Annotated in this window: 6 protein-coding genes; 1 reads left to right on the forward strand and 5 read right to left on the reverse strand. The window is 63.3% G+C overall.

Annotated elements, in window-relative coordinates; genetic code table 11:
• Positions 1-1,040 (reverse strand): putative DNA modification/repair radical SAM protein (locus HP546_RS24370; protein WP_172230583.1); only part of this gene is annotated, 1,040 nt, incomplete at its 3' end.
• A 167-nt stretch (positions 1,041-1,207) separates the two neighbouring features.
• Here HP546_RS24370 and mqo point away from each other — a divergent pair.
• On the forward strand, positions 1,208-2,785 hold the full coding sequence (mqo, locus tag HP546_RS24375; RefSeq protein WP_172230586.1) for a malate dehydrogenase (quinone): 1,578 nt from the start codon (positions 1,208-1,210) through the stop codon (positions 2,783-2,785).
• A gap of 7 nt (positions 2,786-2,792) precedes the next feature.
• Here the strand turns inward: mqo and HP546_RS24380 are convergent, their stop codons facing one another.
• The 4 genes from HP546_RS24380 to HP546_RS24395 form a co-directional block, all read right to left on the reverse strand.
• Positions 2,793-4,349, reverse strand: a complete 1,557-nt coding sequence (locus tag HP546_RS24380) for a glycosyltransferase family 39 protein (RefSeq protein WP_172230589.1) — start codon at positions 4,347-4,349, stop codon at positions 2,793-2,795.
• Positions 4,350-4,352: 3 nt separating this feature from the next.
• Positions 4,353-4,625: a lipid-A-disaccharide synthase N-terminal domain-containing protein gene (locus HP546_RS24385; RefSeq protein WP_172230592.1), complete on the reverse strand. Its 273-nt coding sequence runs from the start codon at positions 4,623-4,625 to the stop codon at positions 4,353-4,355.
• On the reverse strand, positions 4,622-5,365 hold the full coding sequence (locus HP546_RS24390; protein WP_172230595.1) for a glycosyltransferase family 2 protein: 744 nt from the start codon (positions 5,363-5,365) through the stop codon (positions 4,622-4,624). The genes HP546_RS24385 and HP546_RS24390 overlap by 4 nt, the downstream gene beginning before the upstream one ends.
• Positions 5,366-5,399: 34 nt before the next feature.
• A partial coding sequence (locus tag HP546_RS24395; RefSeq protein ID WP_172230598.1) for an NAD-dependent epimerase/dehydratase family protein occupies positions 5,400-5,935 on the reverse strand: 536 nt, incomplete at its 5' end.

Here is a 5,935-nt window from a genome sequence, read left to right on the forward strand (position 1 = left end):
AGCGCAACCAGGCGCTGCACGCTGCGCAGGCCGATACCCGGAATGCGCGCCAGCAGGGCGGGTTCAGCGCGGTTCACGTCCAGCGGGAAGACATCGCGGTTGGCCAGTGCCCATGCCAGCTTGGGGTCGATGTCCAGAGCCAGGTTGCCAACCTGGCCGAGCAATTCGCCCGCCTTGTAGCCGTAGCCACGCAGCAGGAAGTCAGCCTGGTACAGGCGGTGCTCGCGCAGCAGTGGCGGCGCGGCCAGGGGCACACTGCCGGGGCTGTCGGGGATCGGACTGAAGGCTGAGTAGTACACACGCTTCAGGCCATAACCCTGATACAGCGATTCGGAATTGCGCAGCAAGGTGCTGTCGTCAGTGCTGTCGGCGCCAACGATGACCTGGGTGCTCTGCCCGGCGGGAGTGAAGCGTGGTGCCTTGGGCTCGTTGGCGACAGCCTGCTGGCCCTGATGGATTACGCCCATGGCCTGGCGAATGGTATGTGCGTGCTTTTCCGGCGCCAGGCGCTTGAGGCTGGCATCGGTGGGCAGTTCGATGTTGACGCTGAGGCGGTCGGCCAGGCGACCGGCCTCCTCGATCAGCAGCGGGTCGGCATCGGGGATGGTCTTCAGGTGAATGTAGCCGCGGAAGTTGTGCTCTTCGCGCAACAGCCGAGCCACGCGGATCAGCTGCTCCATGGTGTAGTCCGCCGAGCGTATGATGCCGGAGCTGAGAAACAGCCCGCTGATGCAATTGCGGCGGTAGAAGTCCAGGGTCAGGCGCACTACCTCTTCAGGGCTGAAGCGGGCGCGCGGCACGTTGCTGGAGCGGCGGTTCACGCAGTACTGGCAGTCGTACAGGCAAAAGTTGGTCAGCAGTATCTTCAGCAGGGATACGCAGCGGCCATCGGGTGTGTAGCTGTGACAGATGCCCATGCCGTTGGTCGCCCCCAGCCCGTCGCCGCCACGTGAATTGCGCTTGGGCGCGCCACTGCTGGCGCAGGAGGCGTCGTACTTGGCGGCGTCGGCGAGGATGCCGAGTTTGGCGATGAGTTGCATGGCACTGGCTCGCGATACTGAATATTCATACAGTATTTTGAGAAGCGCCCGATTGCAAGCTCAGAGTAGGCAGCCCGTCGTAATTATCGGCGCGCAAACCCGACTAAATCCGTCAGCTAAGCTTGTGGCTGGACATTTACGGATAGCAACAAGGTACGGGAGAGGTTATGAAGATCACCATCAAGCCGGAACTGGCGCTGGCCGGCCTGGCGCTGGCGCTGGGCATGTTCAATGCCCAGGCAGCGGAAACCAGAAAGGTCGATGTGATGCTGGTGGGTGGCGGCATCATGAGTTCAACCCTGGCCGTCTGGCTAAACGAGCTGGAGCCGGGCTGGTCGATGGAAATGGTCGAGCGCCTGGACAAGGTGGCCGAAGAAAGCTCCAACGGCTGGAACAACGCCGGTACCGGGCACTCGGCACTGGCGGAACTCAACTACACCCCGGAAAAAGACGGCAAGGTCGATATCAGCAAGGCGGTGGAGATCAACGAGTCGTTCCAGGTCACGCGTCAGTTTCTCGCCTGGCAGGTGAAGCAGGGCGTATTGAAGAACCCGCACTCGTTTATCAATACCACCCCGCACATGAGCTTTGTGTGGGGCGATGACAATATCCGCTTCCTGAAAAAGCGCTACGAGGCGCTGCAGGCCAGCCCGCTGTTCAAGCCCATGCAGTATTCCGAAGACCACGAGCAGATCCGCAAGTGGGTACCGTTGATGATGGAAGGCCGCGACCCCAACCAGAAGCTGGCGGTAACCTGGACGCCGATCGGCACCGACGTCAACTTTGGCGAAATCACCCGGCAATACGTGGGCTACCTGCAGACACGGCCGAACTTCGACCTGAAGCTGTCCAGCGAAGTACAAGACATCACCCGCAACGATGACGGGTCGTGGCATGTGGAATACAAGAACCTCAAGGATGGCAGCAAGGCGGCCACCGACGCCAAGTTCCTGTTCATTGGCGCAGGCGGCGCAGCGTTGCCACTGCTGCAGAAGTCGGGCATCGACGAAGCCAAGGACTATGCCGGCTTTCCGGTCGGGGGTTCGTTCCTGGTCACCGACAATCCGGCCATCGCCCAGCGCCACATGGCCAAGGCCTACGGCATTGCCGCCACCGGCGCACCACCGATGTCGGTGCCTCACCTGGATACGCGGGTGCTCGATGGCAAGCGCATGATCCTGTTCGGGCCGTTCGCCACCTTCTCGACCAAGTTCCTCAAGCAAGGCTCGTTGCTCGACCTGCTGGCCAGCACCAGCGTGCACAACGCCTGGCCGATGGTGCGGGTAGGGGTACGCGAGTTCGACCTGGTGCAGTACCTGATCGGCCAAGTACTTCAATCCGACGATGACCGCTTCGAGGCGCTGCGCACCTACTTCCCCGAGGCCAAGCAGGGCGACTGGCGGCTGTGGCAGGCGGGCCAGCGGGTGCAGATCATCAAGAAAGACCAGGCGTTGGGGGGCGTTCTCAAGCTGGGTACGGAAGTGGTGGTGTCCAGGGACGGCAGCATCGCCGGCTTGCTCGGCGCGTCACCGGGCGCCTCGACTGCACCACCGATCATGCTCGATGTACTGAACAAAGTGTTCAAGGACAAGCTGGCATCGCCTGAGTGGCAGGCGAAGATCAAGCAGATCATTCCGTCGTACGGCATGCGCCTGAACGACCACCCCGACCTGGTACAGAAGGAGTGGGCGTACACCAACGAGGTGTTGCAGCTTGATCCACCTGTGACCGCCGCCACACCCTGAATTCAGCTTATTGCCCGGAGACCTGTGCTGCTGCGTGCAGGCCCTCGGGCATTGTGGCCCAGGCAAAGCGATACACGTTGTGAGGGGCAGCGGCCTGGCACTGGCCATTGTCGGCATCGGCGCCGACCACATACCACTCGGCCCGCGAGGTTTCGCCCAGCTTGCGCGCCTTGTCGGCGCTGAAGCAGCGGCCCAGCTCCGTGGCCGGGATCAGGGCAAAGGCCGCCGGATTCTGACGCAGCCAGTAAGCGGCAGAATCGGCCCTGGACTGGCCGGTAAAACCGAAGTGCACGATGGGTTGCCGGGCAAACAGCCAGTGCCCTTCGCGCCAGTTCACCAGTACCAGTTCGGCGCCGCCAGTGGCGCGTGCGGCTTCGCTCATCAGCGTGTCATGCGGGTTACGGCCTTCCTTGACGGGCTCGATGAAACCGCGGGCAAGCCACAGCGCAAACCATACCAGAGCCACGGTGGTAAACGCCTTGCGCCAGCCTGGCCGCTGCTGCAACCAGCGCTTGAGCAACCACGGCACCAGCGGCGCCATGGCCAGCACCAGGCCTGGCAGCGCCGGGAAGATGTACAGCTTGCGCTTGCCACTGCTGAGGCTGAAAAACAGCAGCACCAGTGCCACCCAACCCAGCAGCAGCAGGTAGCGGCCGTCGTGTTTTTGCAATTGCCGGCGCCACGCCGGTACCAGCCAGGGCAGGGCCAGGATCAGCGGCAGCCAGTACTTGGGAATGACCTTGACGAAGAAGTACCAGAAGGGTTCGCGATGGTCCCAGGCGTTGGCATAGCGGCTGGCGGTTTGACGCAACAGGATTTCCTTCAGGTAGGCCACCTCTGCCGCACCACCACCCTGGGCAATCGACACCAGCAGCGGCAGCAGCCAGACCGCGCAACCGGCCAGCATGCACAGCAGCCCCAGGCTCCAGCGCCAACCCTGGCCCCGCATGGCGACCACGCCGCCCCAACGCTGACGCACCGCCCAGGCGTAGGGCAGCAGCATCAGTGCCGGAACAAAGCCCACCCCTTTGCTGATGATGCCCAGGCCCATGGCTGCGCAAGCCAGGTAGAACCAGCCCCAGGCCGGCCCTAGCAGCAGGTGGCGGACCATACCGTAGAAGCCCAGCGCCACCCACAGGCACAGAAAACTGTCGATCTGCCCGGTGCGCAGGATGCTGTAGCTCTGGTACGTGGCCAGGAACAGCAACGCGGCAATCACGCCGATGCGCCGGTTCCACAGGCGTCGCCCGAGGTCGTGCAACACCCAGGTGATGGTCGCTGCCGACAGCAGCCCAGGCAGGTACAGGGCGACCTTGGGCGAGCCGCTCAGGTAGCTGAACAAGGCCACGGTCCACATGAACAGCGGCGGCTTGTCGCCATAGATTTCCGCTGCCCGGTGGGGGATGAACCAGTTGCCGCTTTGCAGCATTTCCAGGGCCACGCCGAGAAAGCGTTCTTCATCGACATTCATCGGCTGGCGCCAGCCGATACCTGCGCCCACCAGCAGCACCGCGAGGGCGATCAGGGCCCAGCGTTCGGCCCTGAGTGTCTTGAAGTTTGCCAAGGTCTATTCCTTCTGTTCCTGCTGGCGGGCGATCAATTGCAGGTTGCGCAGGTAGACCAGAAAGCCGAAGCTCTGGCCGATGATGAATACCGGGTCTTGCCGGTAGATGGCGTAGGTCAGCAGCAACGCGCTGCCGAGCATGCTCAGGTACCAGAAACCTACGGGTATCATGCTGCGGCGCTTGAATTCGCTGTACAGCCACTGCAACACGAAGCGCCCGGTGAACACCGCCTGGCCGGCGAAGCCGATGATCAGCCACAGGGTCTCGCGGGTCATCCTTCAAGCTCCTGCGGGAGCGTGTCCAGGCGCGTGCGGCGGATCAGCCACCACACCCCGAACAGGTCGAGGATGCCAACCAGGGCGCGGTCGAGGTTGCCATACTTGGAAACGCCGGCATGACGTGGCCGGTGGTTGACCGGGTGCACCAGCATGCGGCCGTTGTGGCGCAGAATCAGCGCCGGGATGAAACGGTGCATGTGGTCGAAGTAGGGCAGACGCAGGAACGCAGCGCGCTCGATCAGTTTCAGCCCGCAGCCGGTATCGGGCGTGGCGTCCTTGAGCAGGCGGCTGCGCAGGCCATTGGCAAACCGCGAGGCCCAGCGCTTGCTGGCGCTGTCGCGGCGGTTCACCCGGTGCCCGGCCACCAGCTTGACGCCGCCGGCCAAGTCCTGGTTCGCGCGCACCAGGGCGAGCATGCCGGGGATGTCGGCCGGGTCGTTCTGGCCGTCGCCGTCCAGGGTCGCCAACCAATGCCCGCGGGCCGCCTGTGCGGCATGCCACAGCGAAGTGCTCTGGCCCAGCGAACGGTCGTGACGGAGGATGCGCAGTTGCCTGTAGCCCTGGCTTTTCAGTTGCTGCAGTACGCTTACGGTGCGGTCGCTGCTGCCGTCATCGACTACCAGTACTTCATAGTTTTCGGCCGCCAGTGCACTGCGAATTTCCATCAGCAGTGACGGCAGGTTGTCGACCTCGTTCCTGGCGGGGATGAGTATCGAGAGGTCCAGTGGGTCTGTCATGGGGTTTCCTGTCATCGTGTCGGGATTGCTCGGCTCAGACCCGGTAGAAGTCCCGGTACCAGCCGACAAAGGCATTCACGCCGTATTCCAGGGACGTGGCTGGGGTAAAGTCGATCCAGCGCGCCAGCGAACCCACATCCGCCCAGGTTTCCAGCACGTCACCCGGTTGCAGGGGCAGGTAGTCGCGCCGCGCCTTGATCCCCAATGCGTCTTCGAGGCATTCGACAAAGTGCAACAGCCGCACGGGCTGGCCGCGGCCGATGTTGAACAGCTGGCAGGGCGGTTGGCCGGCGGCAGGCTGTGGCGGTTTCAGGCGCAAGCGCACGACGCTCTCGACGATGTCGTCGATATAGGTGAAGTCGCGCCCCATCAGGCCGTTGTTGTAAACCTCGATCGGCCGGCCTTCGAGCATGGCGCGAGTGAACTTGAACAACGCCATGTCGGGGCGCCCCCACGGCCCATACACGGTAAAAAACCGCAGGCCGGTGGTTGGCAGCTGGTAGAGGTGCGCATAGCTGTGCGCCATCAGCTCATTGGCGCGTTTGCTGGCGGCGTACAGCGACACCGGCT

This window comes from Pseudomonas sp. CM25 (genome assembly GCF_013179705.1).
Lineage (GTDB): Bacteria > Pseudomonadota > Gammaproteobacteria > Pseudomonadales > Pseudomonadaceae > Aquipseudomonas.